Here is an 18,265-nt window from a genome sequence, read left to right as displayed (position 1 = left end):
AAATGATCAACGTGACCGAGCAGCACGCCCCCAGGTCCCTCATCGTCACGCTCTACGGCGCGTACGGCCGCTCCATGCCGGGCCCGGTACCCGTCGCCGAGCTGATCCGGCTCCTGGCCGCGGTCGGCGTGGACGCGCCCTCGGTCCGTTCCTCGGTGTCCCGCCTCAAACGGCGCGGGCTGCTGCAGCCGGCCCGCACGGCGCAGGGCGCGGCCGGCTACGAACTCTCGCCCGAGGCACGCCAGTTGCTGGAGGACGGCGACCGGCGCATCTACGCGACCACGCCCGTCGAGGACGCGGGCTGGGTGCTCGCGGTGTTCTCCGTGCCCGAGTCCGAGCGGCAGAAGCGGCATGTGCTGCGCTCCCGGCTGGCCGGCCTGGGCTTCGGCACGGCGGCCCCGGGGGTGTGGATCGCCCCGGCGAGGCTGTACGAGGAGACCCGGCACACGCTGCGCCGGCTGCACCTGGATCCCTACGTCGACCTGTTCCGCGGCGAGCATCTGGGCTTCGCCCCGACGGCCGAGGCGGTCGCCCGCTGGTGGGACCTGACCGCGATCGCCAAGGAGCACGAGCGCTTCCTGGACGCGCACGCCCCGGTCCTGCACGCCTGGGAGCGCCGTGCGTCGACCCCGCCCGAGGAAGCCTACCGCGACTACCTCCTCGCCCTCGACTCCTGGCGCCACCTGCCCTACGCCGACCCGGGCCTGCCCACCCACCTGCTTCCCACGGGCTGGCCGGGCGTGCGCTCGGCGGAGGTGTTCCGCGCGCTGCACGAGCGGTTGCGGGACGCGGGCGCGGTGTTCGCGAGGGCGTAAGGCCCGTCAGGCGCCGAACCTGCAGTAGAGCTGCGCCCCGGCCTCGCTCGCGCGGCGCGCCAGACCGGCGAACATGCGCACGCCTTCCGTCGCCTGCTCGTAGTCCCAGCGCATCTCCGCGATGTCGCACCACTGGAGCGCGAGCATCGGCACGGCCTCCTCCACGACCCCGGCGAGCGTGTCCCGCCAGCTCCGGGGTATCTCCTCGAGGATCAGCCCGGTGTCCCAGGCGGTCCCGGCCGCGGGACACGTCTCGTGGGGGTAGGGCACCGCGTCCGGATCGGGCCATATCAGCCGCGGTGCCGCCCCGCTGTCCAACAGCCCGGCCCCGGCGAACGCGACCAACTGGCCCAGCACCACGTGCGCGTCGATCCCCTTCACGTCGAACCAGTCGACGCCCGCTGCGTCGCCCGGCCGCTCACCGAGCCAGTCCCCGCCCGGGCCGATCGCCCACTCCACCGCGGCGGCCCGGTCGGCGACCCAGAAGTACTCGAAAATCACACTCACACGTCGAGTACAGCAGACGGCACCGACAATCAGCCGCCGAGGCTCAGCCGTGGCTTCGGCGCGTCCGTGCGCCCGGTCTGCGGGCGCCTGCTGCCCGCCCGGTAGGGCGCCGGCCAGACGATGCCGGGTCCTTCGTAGCCCTGCTCGGCGGCCGCGTGCAGCGTCCAGTGCGGGTCGTACAGGTGCGGACGGCCCAGCGCGCACAGGTCCGTGCGCCCGGCCAGGATCAGCGAGTTCACGTCGTCCCAGGACGAGATCGCGCCGACCGCGATGACCGGGACACCCGCCTCGTGCCGGATCCGGTCGGCGAACGGCGTCTGGTACGACCGCCCGAACTCCGGCCGCTCCTCCGCCACGACCTGTCCGGTGGAGACGTCGATCGCGTCGGCCCCGTGCGCGGCGAAGGCGCGGGCGATCTCCACCGCGTCCTGCGCGGTCGTGCCGCCCTCGGCCCAGTCGGTCGCGGAGATGCGCACCGTCATGGGCCGCTCCGTGGGCCACACCGCGCGTACGGCGTCGAAGACCTCCAGCGGGAACCTCAGCCGTCGCTCCAGGGAGCCGCCATAGGCGTCGGTGCGCCGGTTGGTGAGCGGGGAGAGGAAGCCGGAGAGCAGATAGCCGTGCGCGCAGTGCAGTTCGAGCAGGTCGAATCCGGCCCGCGCGGCCCGCCAGGCGGCGGCGGTGAACTGCTCGCGGATGTCGGTGAGCTGGGCGCGCGAGAGCCGGCGCGGAATCTGGCTGCCGGGCTTGTACGGCAGCGGGGAGGCGGCGACGAGGGGCCAGTTGCCGTGCGGCAGCGGCTCGTCCATGCCGTCCCACATCACCTTCGTGGAACCCTTGCGGCCGGAGTGGCCGAGCTGGACGCCGATCGCGGTGCCGGGTGACTGCGTGTGCACGAAGTCGGTGACCCGCCGCCACGCCTCGGCCTGCCGCCCGGTGTACAGACCGGCGCAGCCCGGTGTGATCCGGCCCTCCTCGCTCACGCACACCATCTCGGTCATGACCAGCCCGGCCCCGCCGAGGGCGCGGGCGCCGAGGTGGACGAGATGGAAGTCGCCGGGTACGCCGTCGGTGGCGGAGTACATGTCCATCGGGGACACGACGACCCGGTTGCGCAGGGTCAGACCGCGCAGCCGGAACGGGGTGAACATCGGCGGCGTGCCGGGCGGGCAGCCGAACTCGCGCTCGACCGCCCCGGTGAAGCGGGCGTCGCGCAGCCGGAGGTTGTCATGGGTGACACGGCGGCTGCGGGTGAGCAGGCTGAAGGCGAACCGGCGGGGCGGCTGGTCCAGGTGCAGGCGCAGGTCTTCGAACCACTCGAGGCTGGCCCGGGCGGCGCGCTGGGTGGAGGCGACGACGGGCTTGCGCTCCTGTTCGTAGGCCGTCAACGCGTCTGCCACGTCGCGCTGTTCCTCCAGGCATGCGGCCAGGGCCAGCGCGTCCTCCACGGCGAGCTTGGTGCCGGAGCCGATGGAGAAGTGGGCGGTGTGGGCGGCGTCGCCGAGGAGCACGACGTTGCCGTGCGACCAGCGGTCGTTGACCACCGTGCGGAACGTCGTCCAGGCCGAGTTGTTCGAGTGCAGCGGGCGGCCGCGGAGGGCCTCGGCGAAGATCTTCGCGCAGCGCTCGACGGATTCGTGCGGGGCGGCTTCGTCGAGTCCCGACGCCTTCCAGACCTCCTCGCGCATTTCGACGATCACGGTGGAGGCGTCGGCGGCGTACGGGTAGCCGTGGAGCTGCATCACGCCGTGTTCCGTCTCGGCGATCTCGAAGCGGAAGGCGTCGAAGGGGAAGTCGGCGGCGAGCCAGATGTAGCGGCAGCGGTGCTCGGTCACCCGCGGCCGGAACACCGGGGCGTAGGCCTCGCGGGCGCTGCTGCGCACACCGTCGGCGGCGACGACGAGGTCGTACTCGGCGCAGAGGACGTCCGGGTGGGGGGCTTCGGTGCCGAAGTCGATCGTCACGCCGAGGGAGCGGCAGCGGTCGTGCAGGATCTGCAGCAGGCGGCGCCTGCCGAGCGCCGCGAATCCGTGGCCGCCGGAGCGGTGCGTGACCCCCCGGTGCACGATGTCGATGTCGTCCCAGCGGACGAAGTGCTCCTGCAGGGCCGCGTAGACCACGGGGTCGGCGTGTTCGATGCCGCCCAGGGTCTCGTCGGAGAGGACCACTCCGAAGCCGAAGGTGACGTCCGGGGCGTTGCGTTCCCAGACGGTCACCTCACGGGTGGGATCGAGCCGTTTGAGGAGCGCGGCGGCGTACAGGCCGCCGGGGCCGCCACCGATGATCGCCACGCGCATGGGAGATCACCTTCCCCGCCACTTCGGAGGGCGCTTCTCCGTGAAGGCCGCGTGGAACTCGGCGTAGTCCTCGCCGTTCATCAGCAACGCCTGGGTCGAGGCGTCCAGTTCGATCGAGGCCGCCAGGGGCATGTCCAGCTCGGCCGTGAGCAGCGCCTTCGTCTGCGCGTGAGCCAGGGCGGGGCCGTCGGCGAGGCGGCGGGCCAGGGCGAGGGCCGCCTCGTCCGCGCGGCCCTCCTCCGTCAGCTCGCTGATCAGGCCGATGCGCTCGGCCTCGGGTGCCCGGACCGGTTCGCCCAGCATGAGCAGGCGGGTGGCGTGGCCCAGGCCGACGACCCGGGGCAGCAGATAGGCCGCGCCCATGTCGCCGCCGGACAGGCCGACCCGGGTGAAGAGGAAGGCGAAACGGGCCGTGGGGTCCGCCACGCGGAAGTCGGCCGCGAGGGCGAGGACCGCTCCGGCGCCGGCCGCCACGCCGTGCACCGCGGCGATCACCGGGAAGGGGCACTCCCGGACGGCCCGTACGACCTGGCCGGTCATCCGGTTGAAGTCGAGCAGCTGGGCGGTGTCCATGGCGAGGGTGGCGCCGATGATCTCGTCGACGTCGCCGCCGGAGCAGAAGCCCCGCCCCTCGCCGGCCAGTACCAGGGCGCGTACGGCGCGCTCCCGGGACAGCTCGGCCAGCAGGTCGCGCAGATCGGCGTAGGCGCCGAAGGTGAGCGCGTTGAGTTTCTCGGGGCGGGTGAGGGTGACGGTGGCCACCCCGTCGGCGAGCTGGACCCGCAGATGCTCCCAGCGGGGGGTGCGGGCGGCGGAGCCGGTGAAGGGACTCATGACGTGCGGCCTCCTAGGGCGGCGGTGCCGTACGTTGCACTGTCCCGAAAAGCTATCACTCGTTTGTGACTGTCGTCACGAGTACGCGACAACCCTCGGCGGTTCGGCCGGATCCGGTCACCTGCGTCACCGATCGTCGACAGCGCCGTAACAGTGGGCGCGCGTGGGCGAGGCGGGCGGTTCGCCTGGGTAAGCCGCCCGTACCGGGGCCGGGCGGTCCCGGGCGAAGCCCGTCGGCGGACTGCCGTGGCCGGGCCCGTACCATTCCTACAGCCGAAAGCAGGACAGCCTGCTCCATGAACGGACTCGCCTTGCACGAACGCCCCACCGAACCGGCCTCCTGGCGCATCGCGCTGCCGCACACCGCCGCGGCGGTGCCCGTGGCGCGCGCCCTGGTGCGCACGGCCCTCGCCGAGGTGGAGCATCCGGCCGACTGCGACACCGCGGAGCTGCTCACCGCGGAGCTGGTGGCCAACGCGGTGGAGCACACCGCCGGGCGCGGCCCCATAGAGCTGGTGGTGGAGCTGTTGCCGACCGGCTGCCAGGTGGAGGTGCACGACCCGGACCCGGCGCCGCCCGGCCATCTGACCCGGCCGGTGATCGAGGAGCCCGACCCCTGGCAGGAGGGCGGGCGCGGGCTGCTGCTGATCCGCGCCCTCAGCTCGTCCTGCGGTCACCGCCCCACCGCGTCGGGCAAGGCGGTGTGGTTCAGACTGCCTGCGGTTCCCGCTCAGCGGCGGCGCTCGGTGTGACCTCGGCGGCCGGGTCGGCCAGCGTGGAGTGCCGGCGGCCGTAGGCGGCGTAGATCAGCAGGCCCACCACGAGGAACACGGCGAACTGGATCCAGGTCTGCCACCCGGTCTCGTAGGTCAGGTACAGGCAGAAGGCGACGCCGAGCAGCGGGCCCACCGGGTAGAGCGGCACCCGGAAGCTGCGGGTGAGGCCCGGCTCGCGGCGGCGCAGGGCGATCACCGCGATGTTGACGACGGCCATGATGGCGAGCGTGCCGATGGTGCACAGGTTCATCACGGCGTCGAGGGAGGCGAAGGCCGCCGGCAGCGCGAAGACGACCGCGACGATCAGCGTCCCGGCCACCGGGGTGGAGGTCTTCGGGTTGACCTTCTCGAAGACGCGCGGGATCAGGCCGTCGCGGGACATCGACATCAGGATCCGGGTCTGGCCGTACATGACCGCGAGGACCACCGAGGCGATGGCGACGACCGCTCCGAAGGCGATCACTCCGCCCCCGACGGCCGAACCGGTGACCTCGTTGACCACGTACGACAGCGCGGCGGGCCGGCCGGCGACCTGCTTGCCGCCGATGGCGCCGATCGCGGCGAGCGCGACCGCGCAGTACAGCAGGGTCACGATGCCCATGCAGACCATGATCGCGACCGGGATGTCCCGGCGCGGGTTCTTGGCCTCCTCGCCCGCGGTGGTGATCGCGTCGAAGCCGATGTAGGAGAAGAACGCGGCCGTGGTGCCCGCGCCGATGCCGCCGAGGCCGGCCGGGGAGAACGGCGTGAGGTTGCCGTGCTTGAAGGCGCTGTAGCCGATGGCGCAGAAGGCCAGCAGGATGACGAGCTTCACCGCGGCCATGGCGGCCGTCGCCCGGGCGCTCTCGCGTACCCCGCGCACCAGCAGCAGGGACGCCATGGCGATGACGATCACGGCGGGGAGGTTGATGATCCCGCCGTCGCCGGGGCCCGCGGACAGGGCGGCCGGGAGCTGGACGCCGGTGAGGCTGTGCAGCAGCTCGTTGACGTACTGGCTCCAGCCGACCGCGACGGCCGAGATGGAGACGCCGTACTCCAGCAGCAGGCACCAGCCGACCAGGAAGGCGGTGGACTCGCCGAGGCCCGCGTAGGCGAAGGAGTAGGAGGAGCCGGAGACCGGGATCGCCCCGCCCAGCTCCGCGAAGGAGAAGGCGGTGAAGACGCAGGTGATCGCGGCGAGGATGAAGGAGACGACGACGGCCGGGCCGGCCTGCGCGACGGAGTCGGAGAGGCCGACGAAGATGCCGGTGCCGACGATGGCGCCGACGCCGAAGCAGATGAGCTGGAACAGGCCCATCGTGCGCTTCAGGCCGTGGCCCTCGCGGTCCGCGCCGGATTCGGCGACGAGCAGGTGGGGGGATTTGATGCGGGGAGCGGGCATTGCGGGTGGTGCTCGTTTCTCGGTGGTGCGGGCGACCGGGGTGGGGTCGCGGCGGCGGCATCGGAAGGGGTGGTTCCGGGCCACCGGCCAGGATAGGGCGGGGACGGTTCGGTGGACTAGGGCTGCCGGGCGAGTGTGGCGACCAGCACCGCCTTGATGGTGTGCAGGCGGTTCTCGGCCTCGTCGAAGACGACCGAGTGCGCCGACTCGAACACCTCGTCCGTGACCTCCAGCGAGTCGAGGCCGTAGGTCGCGTGGATCTCGCGGCCGACCTCGGTGCCGAGGTCGTGGAAGGCCGGCAGGCAGTGCAGGAACTTCACGCCGGGGTTGCCGGTGGCGCGCAGGACGTCCATGGTCACGGCGTACGGCACGAGCGCCTCGATCCGCTCGGTCCATACCTCCTTGGGCTCGCCCATGGAGACCCAGACGTCGGTGGCGACGAAGTCCGCTCCCGACACGCCTTCCTGTACGTCCTCGGTGAGGGTGATCCGGGCGCCGCTCGCCTCGGCGAGCTTGCGGGCCCGGGCGACGATCTCCTCGGCGGGCCAGTAGGACCCGGGGGCGACGATCCGGACGTCCATGCCGAGCAGGGCGCCGGTGATCAGGTAGGAGTTGCCCATGTTGAAGCGGGCGTCGCCGAGGTAGGCGAAGGCGGTCTGCGGCAGCGGCTTGGCGCTGTACTCCGTCATGGTGAGCACGTCGGCGAGCATCTGGGTGGGGTGCCAGTCGTCGGTGAGACCGTTGTAGACGGGCACACCCGCGTACGCCGCCAGCTCCTCGACCTTGGCCTGGCTGTCGCCGCGGTACTGGATGCCGTCGTACATGCGGCCCAGGACGCGGGCTGTGTCCCTCACGGACTCCTTGTGCCCGATCTGCGAGCCGGAGGGGTCGAGGCAGGTCGTGTGGGCACCCTGGTCGGCGGCGGCGACCTCGAACGCGCAGCGGGTGCGCGTCGAGGTCTTCTCGAAGATCAGGGCGATGTTCCGGCCGCGCAGGTACTGCTTCTCGGCCCCGGCCCTCTTGGCGGCCTTCAGCTCGGCCGCCAGCTCGACCAGGCCGAGGAACTCCTCCCCGGTGAAGTCCAGCTCCTTGAGGAAGTGGCGGCCGGCGAGGGCGGTCGGGACTGTCGCCATGGGGGCGCTCCAGGGATACGAAGTGACGGACTCTGGAATTCTATACGACGTTCAGCATTTATATACAGACGCCCGAGTCCGCTCGGTCACACGGTCAGACGGCCTCCCGCTCCACCGGGCAGCTCATGCACCGGGGACCGCCCCGCCCACGGCCCAGCTCGCTGCCCGGGATCTCGATCACCTCGATGCCCTGCTTGCGCAGATGCGTGTTGGTGGTCGAGTTGCGCTCGTAGGCGACGACGACCCCGGGCTCGACGGCGAGCACGTTGCAGCCGTCGTCCCACTGCTCGCGCTCGGCGGCGTGCACGTCCTGGGTGGCGGTCAGCACCCGGATCTCACCGAGACCCAGGGAGGCGGCTATCGCGCGGTGCATGTGCTCGGGCGGATGGTCGGTGACCTTCAGCTCCTTCTCCGTGACGCCCGGCTCGATGGTGTACGAGCGCAGCATGCCGAGCCCGGCGTACTGCGTGAACGTGTCGCCGTCCACCATGGTCATCACGGTGTCGAGGTGCATGAAGGCGCGCCGCTTGGGCATGTCGAGCGCGACGATGGTCCGCGCCGAACCGGCCGCGAACAGCTTGTGGGCCAGCATCTCCACGGCCTGCGGCGTGGTCCGCTCGCTCATGCCGACCAGCACCGCACCGTTGCCGATCACCAGGACGTCGCCGCCCTCGATGGTGGAGGGGTGATCGGCCTGGCCCTCGGACCAGACGTTGAACCTCTCGTCGCGGAACAGCGGGTGGTGGCGGTAGATCGCCTCGAAGTGGACGGTCTCGCGCTGCCGCGCCGGCAGCCGCATGGCGTTGATGGCGACCCCGTCGTAGACCCAGGCGGAGGTGTCACGGGTGAACAGGTGGTTGGGGAGGGGGCCGAGGAGGAAGTCGTCGAGGTCCATCACATGGAACCGGACGGAGGTCGGCTCCGCGTTGGCCGCCAGGAACTCCCGCTTGGTCATGCCGCCCACCAGCGCCTCGGCCAGCTCGCGCGCGGGCAGGGCGGCGAAGGCGGCGCGCAGGTGGTCGGCGGCCAGCGGCCCGTACTCCTTCTCGTGGAAGACCCGGTCGAGGACGAGGGAACGGGCCTCGGGCAGCTCCAGGGTCTCGGCGAGCAGGTCGCCGAAGAGGTGGACCTCGACACCGCGGTCGCGCAGGACGTCGGCGAATCCGTCGTGCTCGGCGCGCGCCCGGCGCACCCACAGCACGTCGTCGAAGAGCAGGGCGTCCTTGTTGCTGGGGGTGAGCCTCTTGAGCTCGAGGTCGGGCCGGTGCAGGATCACGCGGCGCAACCGCCCGGCCTCGGAGTCGACGTGGTATGCCATGCCTCCATCCTGGCCGTCACCGACCGTCTTCACCCCCTTCTCGGCCCGTTTCTGCCACACCCTGTTTTCGTCCCCTTGACGAGAAGAAACGATCCCCGTTATCGTCGACATGACGAGAACGAGGGGGTCTCCATGGCCGACATCACCCGGCGCCTGGGCCGGCGCCATCTGCGCGCCGCGCCGACCGCGCACATCCGGCACCACCGCTCGGGCACGCTCGTGCACGACGGTCCCGGGCTCAGCTTCTGGTTCCGGCCGCTGACCGCCGCGCTGTCCGAGGTGCCGGTCGACGACCGCGAGCTGGCGATGACCTTCCACGCCCGGACCTCCGACTTCCAGGACGTGTCCGTCCAGGCGACGGTCACCTACCGCATCGCCGACCCGGCCGTGGCCGCAGCTCGCCTGGACTTCTCCATCGACCCGGACACCGGCGGCTGGCGCGGCACCCCGCTGGAGCAGCTGGGCACGCTCCTCACCGAGACGGCCCAGCAGCACGCGCTGGACGTCCTGGCCCGTACGCCGCTGTCGGCGGCGCTGGCCGACGGCGTGGCGGCGGTGCGCGAGCGGGTCGCGACCGGGCTGGGGGCCGAGCCGCGACTGCCGGCGACGGGGATCGAGGTGGTCGCCGTACGGGTGATGGCGCTGCGCCCGGAGCCGGAGGTGGAGCGCGCCCTGCGCACCCCGGCCCGGGAACAGATCCAGCAGGAGGCCGACCGGGCCACCTACGAGCGGCGGGCCGTCGCGGTCGAGCGGGAGCGGACCATCGCCGAGAACGAGCTGGCCAGCCGCATCGAACTCGCCCGCCGTGAGGAGCAGTTGGTCGAGCAGCGAGGCACCAACGCCCGCCGCGAGGCCGAGGAACAGGCGGCCGCGGACGCCGTGCGCGCCCAGGCCGAGGCGGCCCGCTCGGTGCGGCTCGCCGAGGCGGAGGCCGAACGGTCGGTGAAGCTCGCGGGGGCCGAGGCCGCGCGGCAGCTCCGGCTCACGGAGGCCGAGGCCGCCAGGTCGCGGCAGCTCGCGGAAGCCGAGGCCGCGCGCATCGCCCTGCTGGCCGACGCCGAGGCGGCGAGGGCGGTACGGGTGACCCGCGCCGAGGCGGAGGGCACGCGCGAGCTGGGCGTGGCCCGCGCCGAGGCCCGGGCGGCCTGGCTGCGGGTGCACACCGAGGCCGGGGTCGACGGGGCGACGACCCTGCAGGCGCTCACCGCCACCCGGCTGGCGGAGAACCTGCCGCGCATCGACAGCGTGACCGTCTCGCCCGACGTCCTGACCGGGCTGCTGGCCCGGCTCACTCCCGGAGGGACGGAATGAGCGGCGGCCCACTGCTCGTCCGCTGCGGGGCGGGGACCGCCGGCCCGAGGAGGCCCGCCCCGCTGACCGTTCGGCCCGTACCGCGGGCCGGCCGGGCCCCCTCCGGGCCGGGGCGGACGTTCCTCGCCCGTGCCGTGCCGGCCGCCGGCTCGGTGGCGCCCGCGTCTGTCGGCCGGCTCGGCCCCGGAGCCGTCCGATGAGCCTCGCCCCGCGGGCCGTCCTGGTCCATCGCACCACGGAGTACGAGGAGGTGGTGGCCCGGCACGGCACGCACGGCCAGGCCGCGTTCTTCCTCGCCTCCCGCGGCCAGGACATCGAGGAGGTCGCCGAACGTCACCGGCGCGCCCGCCGCGCGCTGGCCGAGGTGACCGCCGCGGTACCGCTGACCTGGCGGCAGGCCCGGGTCGAGCGGGGCGATCTGGACCGGTTCCTGTTCGCGCCCGAGGACGTGGTCGTGGTGATCGGCCAGGACGGGCTGGTCGCGAACGCCGCCAAGTACCTCACCGGCCAGCCGGTGATCGGCATCGACACCGACCCCGGCCGCAACCCCGGTGTGCTGGTGCGGCACCGCCCCGCCGACACGGCGAAGCTGCTGGCCGCGCCGGGCACGTCGGTGGACGACCTCACCATGGTGGAGGCCGTCGCCGACGACACCCAGCGCCTGCTGGCACTCAACGAGATCTATCTGGGAGCACCCGGTCACCAGACCGCCCGCTACCGCCTGGGCCTCGAGGACGACGGGGGTGTCGTCGAGGCCCAGGCCTCCTCCGGGGTGCTGGTGGGCACCGGCACCGGCGCGACCGGCTGGCTCCGCTCGGTGTGGCAGGAGCGGGGCAGCCGGATCGCGTTGCCCTCCCCCACCGAGGAACGGCTGGTGTGGTTCGTCCGGGAGGCCTGGCCGTCACCGGCCACCGGCACCAGTCTGGTGGCGGGCGAGCTCACCGCGCCCGTGACGCTGGCACTGACCGTGGAGTCGGACCGGTTCATCGCCTTCGGCGACGGCATCGAGACGGACGCGCTCCAGCTCACCTGGGGGCAGACGGTCCGGATCGGGGTGTGCGAGGAGCGGCTGCGCCTGGTCGGCTAGTGCTGTGACCGGAAAGGTTCACCGGCTCGCGACGCCCGGCACGGCACCTCGCCGCGTTGTCGCGTCGCAGCACTGGGGGAGCCCGCGCTCAGATCGCCGTGCACGGGACGGGCCAGCGCCGGATGCGCGGGGGCAGGGCGACCGCCCAGCCGCCGGCGGCGAGCACCAGGCGCTCGGCGGCGAGGAGCGCGACGGCCTCCTCGTCGACGGCGTCGAGCGGCGCGGGTTCCTGCAGGCGGAGGAAGGCGGCGAGGAGAGCGGGGTGATCGAGGGTGAGCCGTACGGCCGTACCCGGCGCCCTGCGGTCCAGGACCGTGACGAACCCGGGGCCGCACCGGTGGTACAGGGAGCCGTAGGAGTGACCCGCCCGCCAGGCGGCCAACTCGTCCACCGCGTCCGGCAGTTCTGCGGGCGGTGGAAGATGGCGCAGGATCCCGGTGTCGTACGGCGGCCTGCCCGTGCCCCGCCAGCTCACGGACAGGCCGTGGCTCTGGCACTCGCGCAGGAAGCGCACCGCCTCCGCCGTTCCACGGCCCGCACCGCTCAGGTCCAGCGGTTCGGGCACCTCGACTCGCCGCCGGGCACGCCGGTGCCGCACGGTGGTGGGCAGCGCGCTCATACGGCGTCCTCGGGCAGGCGGACCGGCTCGCCCCAGGTCGGCAGGGACACATAGCCGGCCCCGTCGCGGAACACCAGGCCGAGACCGAGGGCCTGCCGGATCCAGTCCTCCAGGGCGTCCGCCGTCGGCCCGTGGCCGTCGGCGGTCAGCAGCCGGTGCAGCGCCGGTACGGTCCGGCCGTCCTCCAGCCGCCGCAGGGCCTCGGCGCGCCAGCCGGAGAAGCGGTGGGTGACCGCGGGCCGGCCGTGCCGCCGGTCGTGCACCAGCAGGTCCTCGCCGTCCTCCTCGTACAGCAGCCGGGACTGCGCGTGCCCGGCCCGCCACGCGGCGACGGCCGTCTGCAGCCGCCGCTCGACCGGGCCGGCGATCCCGGCGTCCTCGGTGTCGAACAGGTAGACCAGATCGGCGAGTTCGTCCTCGGGCAGCTCGTAGACGTGCTGGTACATCTGGGCCGGGCGGCGCTTGCCGAAGCCGAGGCCCGGGTCGGTGAAGTGCGGGCTGAACCGCTCCAGCTGGATGCGGTGGGCGCCGCTCGGCGGCTGCAGGTGGACCAGCGCGGGAAGCTGGTCGAGCACCGGTTCGTAGTCCCCGGCCGTCTCGCCGGGAAAGCCGTAGAGGAGGTTCCAGGAGCAGGTCAGGGCGTGGTTCTCGCACTCGCGCAGGGTGCGGACGTTGCGGGCGCCGGTGACGCCCTTGTCCATCAGGTCCAGAACGCGGCTGCCCAGGCTCTCGATGCCGGGCTGGATGTGCACGGTGCCGGACTCGCCGAGGAGTGCGAGCTGTGCCGCGGTGAGGTTCGACTTCACTTCGTAGTGCAGCCGCAGATCCCAGCCGCTCGCGGTCACCCGGGGCAGGAAGTCCCTGAAGTAGGCCATGTCGATGATGTTGTCGACGGTGACCACGTCGAGGATGCGGTGCCGGCGCACCAGCCGGTCGATCTCGGCCCACAGCCGTTCCCCGGGCTTGGCGCGGAAGGCCATGGCGGACCCGTTGAGCCCGCAGAAGGTGCAGTGGTGCTTCTCGCCCCACCAGCAGCCGCGGGCGCCCTCGACGACGAGCTTCGGATGGACGTATTCCCGCACCGGGGAGGCGTCCAGCGCGGCCTGCCACTGGTCGTAGTCGGGCGAGGGGATGTCGGCGGGGGCCACGGTCCGCCGGCTTTCGGGGTTGGCGCGCGAGACCGGGCCGTCCCACCAGCGCAGGCCCGGCACGTCGACGGGGTCGGTGCCTTCGGCCAGGTGCCGTAACAGGGCCGGGAAGGCGTACTCGGCCTCGCCGCGTACCACCTGGTCGACGAAGGGGTGGTTGCGGTGCAGGGCGTGGCCCATGGGCCCGTCGCAGTTGCTACCGCCGAAGACCACCGTCAACGCCGGACGCCTGCGCTTGAGTTCGCGGGCGAGGGCCAGGGACGCGACGTTCTGCATGAAGGTGGTGGTGAACCCGACGACGTCCGGCTCGGCCGCCAGTACCTCGTCGGCGCAGGCGGTGACGAAGGCGGCGGCGTACGGCCGCATGGCGAGGGCGGTGTCGATGCGGACGTCCCGGGCGGCGGCGTAGTCCCGCAGCCGGGCCAGGCCCCAGCCCGGATCGTCGTAGAGGACGCCGGAGAAGACCCAGTCGCCGAGGCCGTGGAAGATGGCGTCGCTGCCGACGGAGACGTAGTCACCCGGCCGAAGCCGGCCCCCGGAGTGCTCCAGCAGGAACTCCGCCCAGCGCAGGGAGCCGTGGAACTCCGTCACCTCGTCGACCGGGCGGGCCTGCCGGACCAGGCGGTTCAGCAGACCGAGTTGCAGGGACGGAAGGTCGAGCGGATGCCAGGGCATCGTGACCAGGTGGAGGCGCATGCTCAGCGGGTCGGCCGCTTCTCCAGAATCGCCGGCCGCCGGCCGGTGCTCCGCTCCTCCTCGCGGACCACGACCTTCTTGATCTCCATGCCCACCGCACCCCTTCCGACACGTGAACACCTCTGTGCCGCACGGCTGTCCACCATATGGACAGAGCTGTGTGCGGCACAAGGGCATCCCGTGACGGACGCGTGCGGCGCGAGCGGCTACAGGCGCGGATCCACCGGCTCGGACTCCAGCGCGAGCACCCCGAACACCGCCTCGTGCACCCGCCACAGCGGCTCCCCGTCCGCGAGCCGGTCCAGGGCCTCCAGGCCGAGGGCGTACTCGCGCAGGGCGAGGGAGCGCTTGTGGTTCAGGAAGCGCTGCCGGAGCCTGGCCAGCGTGTCCGGGCGGGTGTACTCGGGGCCGTAGATGATCCGCAGGTACTCACGGCCGCGGCACTTGATGCCGGGCTGGACCAGTCGGCCGTCGCCGTTCCGGACCAGCGCGCCGACCGGCTTGACGACCATGCCCTCGCCGCCGCGGCCGGTCATCTCCAGCCACCAGTCGACGCCCGCGCGCACCGACTGCGGGTCTGCGGTGTCGACGTACAGCCGCCGGGTGTTCTGCAGCAGTCCGCTGCCGTCCTGCTCCACCAGCCGGTCGATCAGGGCCAGTTGATCGTCGTGCGGCAGCGCGGCGAGGCTTCGGCCCTGGACCGCCAGCAGCTGGAACGGGGCCAGGCGTACGCCGTCCAGACCGTCCGTGGTCCAGCAGTAGCGGCGGTAGGCGGCGGTGAACGCGGCCGCGTCGGCGGCGCGCTCCCGCTGCCGGTCCAGCAGACCGGTGATGCCGACACCGCGGGCCGAGGCCGCCTCCAGCGCGGCCAGCGCGCCCGGGAACACCGCGCCGGACGCGGCGCCCACCGCCGCGTACTGACTGCGCAGCAGTCCCGAGGCCTTCAGCGACCACGGCATGAGCTCGGCGTCCAGCAGCAGCCAGTCGGTGGCCAGCTCGTCCCAGAGTCCGGCGTCCGTGATCGCCGAGCGCAGCCGGTCCAGGATCTCCTCGGACGCCTTCTCGTCGTCGAAGAACGGCCGCCCGGTACGAGTGTAGAGGGACCCGGTGGGGCCGTCCACGCCGAACCGTCTCCGCGCGGCCTCCGCGTCCCGGCACACCAGGGCCACGGCCCGCGAGCCCATGTGCTTCTCCTCGCACACGACCCGCTCGACGCCATCGGCCGCGTACTGCGCGAAGGCCTCCCGCGGGTGCTCCAGGTAGCCCTCGACCTGCGAGGTCGCCGTCGGCGCCATGGTCGGCGGGAGGTACGGCAGCAGACGCGGGTCGGTCGCGAAGCGGCTCATGACCTCCAGGGCCGCCGCCGCGTTCTCCTCGCGGACCGCGACCCGGCCGGCGTGCCGCGTCTCCACGGCCCGGCGCCCGTACACGTCCGCCAGGTCCAGCGGCCGGCCGTCCTGTCCGCCGGGCGCCTCCGAGCGCAGCGGGCGCGCCGGCTCGTACCAGACCCGCTCGGCCGGTACGTCGACGAGCTCGCGCTCCGGCCAGCGCAGCGCGGTCAGCTTGCCGCCGAAGACGGCACCGGTGTCCAGGCAGATCGTGTTGTTGAGCCAGGTCGCCTCGGGCACCGGCGTGTGGCCGTAGACCACGGCCGCGCGGCCCCGGTAGTCCTCCGCCCACGGATAGCGCACCGGCAGTCCGAACTCGTCGGTCTCGCCGGTGGTGTCGCCGTACAGGGCGTGGCTGCGGACCCGGCCGGAGGTGCGGCCGTGGTACTTCTCGGGCAGGCCGGCGTGGCAGACGACCAGCTTGCCGCCGTCGAGGACGTAGTGGCTGACCAGACCCGCAAGGAACTGCCGCACCCGGGCCCTGAACTCCTCGCTCTCGCCCTCCATCTGCGCGATGGTCTCGGCGAGCCCGTGGGTGTGCTGGACGTTGCGGCCCTTGAGGTGACGGCCGTACTTGTTCTCGTGGTTGCCGGGCACGCACAGCGCGTTGCCCGTCTCGACCATCGTCATCACCCGGCGCAGCACGCCCGGGGTGTCCGGGCCGCGGTCCACCAGGTCGCCGACGAAGACGGCGGTACGGCCCTCGGGGTGGACGCCGTCGACGTAGCCCAGCCTGGCCAGCAGCGCCTCCAGTTCGGCGGAGCAGCCGTGCACGTCGCCGATGATGTCGAACGGTCCGGTGAGGTGGGTCAGGTCGTTGTAGCGCTTCTCGGTGACGACGGTGGCGTGCTCCGCCTCCTCGACCCCGCGCAGGACGTGCACCTTCCGAAAGCCCTCGCGCTCCAGGTGCCGCAGCGAACGGCGCAGTTCGCGGACGTGCCGCTGGATGACCTGGCGGGGCATGTCGGCGCGGTCGGTGCGGGCCGCGTTGCGCTGGGCGCACACCTCCTCCGGCATGTCCAGCACGATGGCGATGGGCAGCACGTCGTGCTTCCTGGCCAGTTCGAGCAGCTGACGCCGGGCGTCCTGCTGCACGCTGGTGGCGTCCACGACGGTGCGGCGGCCGGCGGCCAGCCGTTTGCCGGCGATGTAGTGCAGGACGTCGAAGGCGTCCCGGGTCGCGCTCTGGTCGTTCTCGTCGTCGCCGACCAGTCCGCGGCAGAAGTCGGAGGAGATCACCTCGGTCGGCTTGAAGTGCCTGCGGGCGAAGGTCGACTTGCCGGAACCGGAGGCGCCGACCAGGACGACCAGGGAGAGGTCGGTGACGGGGAGCACCCGTCCCTGCTGCTGGTTCTCGCTCATGCGGCCTTCGCCTCCTTCTCCTTCTCCTTGTCCTTCTCCTTCTCCGTCCCGGTCACGAACACTGCCATCTGGGTGGGCGGACCGACCTCGGGGTCGTCCGGCCCGACCGGGACGAACTCCACCGTGTACCTGTGGCGTTCGGCCACGGCGTGCGCCCAGGCCCGGAACTCCGCACGGGTCCACTCGAAGCGGTGGTCGCCGTGCCGGGCGTGTCCGGCCGGCAGGCTCTCCCAGCGGACGTTGTACTCGACGTTCGGGGTGGTCACGAGGACCGTACGCGGACGGGCGTGCCCGAACACGGCGTACTCCAGGGCGGGCAGCCGGGGCAGGTCGAGGTGCTCGATCACCTCGCTGAGCACGGCGGCGTCGTAGCCCTTGAGCCGCTTGTCGGTGTAGGCGAGCGAGCCCTGCACGAGCCCCACGCGGGCCGCCTGCCGCTCTCCCATCCGGTCCAGCTTCAGCCGCCGGGACGCGATGGTGAGCGCCCGCATGGACACGTCGACGCCCACGATCTCGGTGAACCGCACGTCTTTCAGCAGCTCCCGCACCAGTTCGCCCTGTCCGCAGCCGAGGTCGAGCACCCGCCCGGCACCGCTGTCCCGCAGCGCGGCGAGGATCGCCTGTCGGCGCTGGACCGCGAGCGGGGTCGGCCTCTCCTCGTCCTCCGTGTCCTCCGCGACCGCGTTGTCGATCTCCTCGACCTCGCTGTCGTCGGCCTCGGCGAGGCGCACCAGCTCCAGGCGGTCCATCGCCTGCCGGGTCAGCGACCAGCGGCGGGAGAGGTACCGGCTGGTGATCAGCTTCTGCTCCGGGTGGCCGGACAGCCAGCCCTCCCCCGCCCGCAGCAGTTTGTCGACCTCGTCGGCGCAGACCCAGTAGTGCTTGGCATCGTCGAGGACCGGCAGCAGGACGTACAGATGGCGCAGTGCCTCGGCGAGGGTCAGCGACTGCGAGTCCAGTACGAGGCGGACGTACCGCGAGTCTCCCCACTCGGGGAACTCGGTGTCCAGGGCGACCGGTTCGGCGGTCACCGTCCAGCCGAGCGGTTCGAAGAGCCGTCGCACGAGCTCGGCTCCGCCGCGCGCGGGCAGGGCCGGGACCTCGATCCGCAGCGGCAGCGCGGCGGCGGCCCGCTCGGGGCGGGCGTGGCACACACCGCGCATGGCGCTGGAGAACACGCTGCTCAGCGCGACCGCGAGCAGCGAGGAGGCTGCGTACGGGCGGTCGTTGACGTACTGCGCGAGCGCGGCGTCGGGCGCGCCGCCGCGTCCCTTGCCCCTGCCCCGGCGGACCAGCGCGAGCGTGTCGGTCTCCAGCAGCAGCGCGGCCGTGCAGCGCAGGTCGTCCGCCTCGGGGTAGAAGACGTGCGCCGTGCCGTACGACGTGGAGAACTTCTGCGCCTTGTCGGGATGCTTGTGCAGCAGGTACCCGAGGTCGGTGGCCGGGTGGGCGGCGTCGCCGCGCGTGGAGATCGTCAGGAACACAGGTCCGAGTCTTCCGCCTGCAACGCCCCGTGACCACCGGTTTTCCCGCCGTGCCCGCTGCCCGCCGGCGGCGTGGTCACGGCTGCACGGCAACAGCATGTGATCTTCA

General features: G+C 72.6%; 14 protein-coding genes. 4 read left to right on the top strand and 10 right to left on the bottom strand.

What is annotated here, in order from left to right; all coding sequences use genetic code 11:
* Nucleotides 1-2: 2 nt before the first annotated feature.
* On the top strand, nt 3-815 hold the full coding sequence (locus tag ABZ919_RS03765) for a PaaX family transcriptional regulator C-terminal domain-containing protein (RefSeq protein WP_361242315.1): 813 nt from the start codon (nt 3-5) through the stop codon (nt 813-815).
* A 6-nt stretch (nt 816-821) separates the two neighbouring features.
* Here the strand turns inward: ABZ919_RS03765 and ABZ919_RS03760 are convergent, their stop codons facing one another.
* Genes ABZ919_RS03760 through ABZ919_RS03750 form a run of 3 tightly spaced genes read right to left on the bottom strand, consistent with a single transcriptional unit; the run spans nt 822 to nt 4,453 of the window.
* Entirely contained in the window at nt 822-1,322 is a 501-nt protein-coding gene (locus ABZ919_RS03760; protein WP_361242312.1) for a hypothetical protein, read from the bottom strand.
* Between the two features lie 29 nt (nt 1,323-1,351).
* Nucleotides 1,352-3,619, bottom strand: a complete 2,268-nt coding sequence (locus ABZ919_RS03755; RefSeq protein ID WP_361242309.1) for a bifunctional salicylyl-CoA 5-hydroxylase/oxidoreductase — start codon at nt 3,617-3,619, stop codon at nt 1,352-1,354.
* A 6-nt stretch (nt 3,620-3,625) separates the two neighbouring features.
* Nucleotides 3,626-4,453: an enoyl-CoA hydratase family protein gene (locus ABZ919_RS03750; RefSeq protein WP_361242306.1), complete on the bottom strand. Its 828-nt coding sequence runs from the start codon at nt 4,451-4,453 to the stop codon at nt 3,626-3,628.
* Between the two features lie 296 nt (nt 4,454-4,749).
* Here ABZ919_RS03750 and ABZ919_RS03745 point away from each other — a divergent pair, with 296 nt between their 5' ends.
* Nucleotides 4,750-5,205: an ATP-binding protein gene (locus ABZ919_RS03745; protein ID WP_361242304.1), complete on the top strand. Its 456-nt coding sequence runs from the start codon at nt 4,750-4,752 to the stop codon at nt 5,203-5,205.
* Here ABZ919_RS03745 and ABZ919_RS03740 read toward each other — a convergent pair.
* From ABZ919_RS03740 to ABZ919_RS03730, 3 genes are all read right to left on the bottom strand, one after another.
* Nucleotides 5,162-6,610 carry an amino acid permease gene (locus tag ABZ919_RS03740; RefSeq protein WP_361242301.1) on the bottom strand — a complete coding sequence of 483 codons (1,449 nt, stop codon included), beginning with the start codon at nt 6,608-6,610 and terminating at the stop codon, nt 5,162-5,164. The genes ABZ919_RS03745 and ABZ919_RS03740 overlap by 44 nt on opposite strands.
* A gap of 116 nt (nt 6,611-6,726) precedes the next feature.
* Nucleotides 6,727-7,743: an ornithine carbamoyltransferase gene (gene argF, locus ABZ919_RS03735; protein ID WP_361242298.1), complete on the bottom strand. Its 1,017-nt coding sequence runs from the start codon at nt 7,741-7,743 to the stop codon at nt 6,727-6,729.
* A gap of 94 nt (nt 7,744-7,837) precedes the next feature.
* Nucleotides 7,838-9,061 carry an arginine deiminase gene (locus tag ABZ919_RS03730; protein WP_361242295.1) on the bottom strand — a complete coding sequence of 408 codons (1,224 nt, stop codon included), beginning with the start codon at nt 9,059-9,061 and terminating at the stop codon, nt 7,838-7,840.
* Nucleotides 9,062-9,193: 132 nt separating this feature from the next.
* On the opposite strand from ABZ919_RS03730, the gene ABZ919_RS03725 reads away from it, so the two are divergent.
* Both ABZ919_RS03725 and ABZ919_RS03720 read left to right on the top strand, forming a co-directional pair.
* On the top strand, nt 9,194-10,372 hold the full coding sequence (locus ABZ919_RS03725; protein WP_361242292.1) for an SPFH domain-containing protein: 1,179 nt from the start codon (nt 9,194-9,196) through the stop codon (nt 10,370-10,372).
* A 196-nt stretch (nt 10,373-10,568) separates the two neighbouring features.
* A complete protein-coding gene (locus tag ABZ919_RS03720) occupies nt 10,569-11,459 on the top strand; it encodes a hypothetical protein (RefSeq protein ID WP_361242289.1) in 891 nt (296 codons plus the stop codon).
* A gap of 88 nt (nt 11,460-11,547) precedes the next feature.
* Here the strand turns inward: ABZ919_RS03720 and ABZ919_RS03715 are convergent, their stop codons facing one another.
* The 4 genes from ABZ919_RS03715 to ABZ919_RS03700 form a co-directional block, all read right to left on the bottom strand.
* Entirely contained in the window at nt 11,548-12,078 is a 531-nt protein-coding gene (locus ABZ919_RS03715; RefSeq protein ID WP_361242286.1) for a DUF5825 family protein, read from the bottom strand.
* Nucleotides 12,075-13,922 (bottom strand): RiPP maturation radical SAM C-methyltransferase, encoded by a 1,848-nt coding sequence (locus tag ABZ919_RS03710; protein ID WP_361242283.1) that lies wholly within the window; start codon nt 13,920-13,922, stop codon nt 12,075-12,077. Before ABZ919_RS03710 ends, ABZ919_RS03715 begins: the two co-directional genes overlap by 4 nt.
* 206 nt (nt 13,923-14,128) lie before the next feature.
* On the bottom strand, nt 14,129-16,672 hold the full coding sequence (locus ABZ919_RS03705) for a polynucleotide kinase-phosphatase (RefSeq protein ID WP_361242280.1): 2,544 nt from the start codon (nt 16,670-16,672) through the stop codon (nt 14,129-14,131).
* Nucleotides 16,669-18,156 (bottom strand): 3' terminal RNA ribose 2'-O-methyltransferase Hen1, encoded by a 1,488-nt coding sequence (locus ABZ919_RS03700; RefSeq protein ID WP_361242277.1) that lies wholly within the window; start codon nt 18,154-18,156, stop codon nt 16,669-16,671. Before ABZ919_RS03700 ends, ABZ919_RS03705 begins: the two co-directional genes overlap by 4 nt.
* Nucleotides 18,157-18,265: the final 109 nt, after the last annotated feature.

It is taken from the genome of Streptomyces sp. NPDC046759 (assembly GCF_040645475.1).
Taxonomy (GTDB): Bacteria; Actinomycetota; Actinomycetes; order Streptomycetales; family Streptomycetaceae; genus Streptomyces.
This window is presented reverse-complemented; position numbering and strand designations above follow the sequence as displayed.

Bases quoted from the DNA above. Each gene is read 5' to 3' on its own strand.
- ABZ919_RS03765 (WP_361242315.1), top strand. From the start codon at position 3: ATGATCAACGTGACCGAGCAGCACGCCCCCAGGTCCCTCATCGTCACG.
- ABZ919_RS03755 (WP_361242309.1), bottom strand. From the start codon at position 3,619: ATGCGCGTGGCGATCATCGGTGGCGGCCCCGGCGGCCTGTACGCCGCC.
- ABZ919_RS03750 (WP_361242306.1), bottom strand. From the start codon at position 4,453: ATGAGTCCCTTCACCGGCTCCGCCGCCCGCACCCCCCGCTGGGAGCAT.
- ABZ919_RS03745 (WP_361242304.1), top strand. From the start codon at position 4,750: ATGAACGGACTCGCCTTGCACGAACGCCCCACCGAACCGGCCTCCTGG.
- ABZ919_RS03740 (WP_361242301.1), bottom strand. From the start codon at position 6,610: ATGCCCGCTCCCCGCATCAAATCCCCCCACCTGCTCGTCGCCGAATCC.
- argF (WP_361242298.1), bottom strand. From the start codon at position 7,743: ATGGCGACAGTCCCGACCGCCCTCGCCGGCCGCCACTTCCTCAAGGAG.
- ABZ919_RS03730 (WP_361242295.1), bottom strand. From the start codon at position 9,061: ATGGCATACCACGTCGACTCCGAGGCCGGGCGGTTGCGCCGCGTGATC.
- ABZ919_RS03725 (WP_361242292.1), top strand. From the start codon at position 9,194: ATGGCCGACATCACCCGGCGCCTGGGCCGGCGCCATCTGCGCGCCGCG.
- ABZ919_RS03720 (WP_361242289.1), top strand. From the start codon at position 10,569: ATGAGCCTCGCCCCGCGGGCCGTCCTGGTCCATCGCACCACGGAGTAC.
- ABZ919_RS03715 (WP_361242286.1), bottom strand. From the start codon at position 12,078: ATGAGCGCGCTGCCCACCACCGTGCGGCACCGGCGTGCCCGGCGGCGA.
- ABZ919_RS03710 (WP_361242283.1), bottom strand. From the start codon at position 13,922: ATGCGCCTCCACCTGGTCACGATGCCCTGGCATCCGCTCGACCTTCCG.
- ABZ919_RS03705 (WP_361242280.1), bottom strand. From the start codon at position 16,672: ATGAGCGAGAACCAGCAGCAGGGACGGGTGCTCCCCGTCACCGACCTC.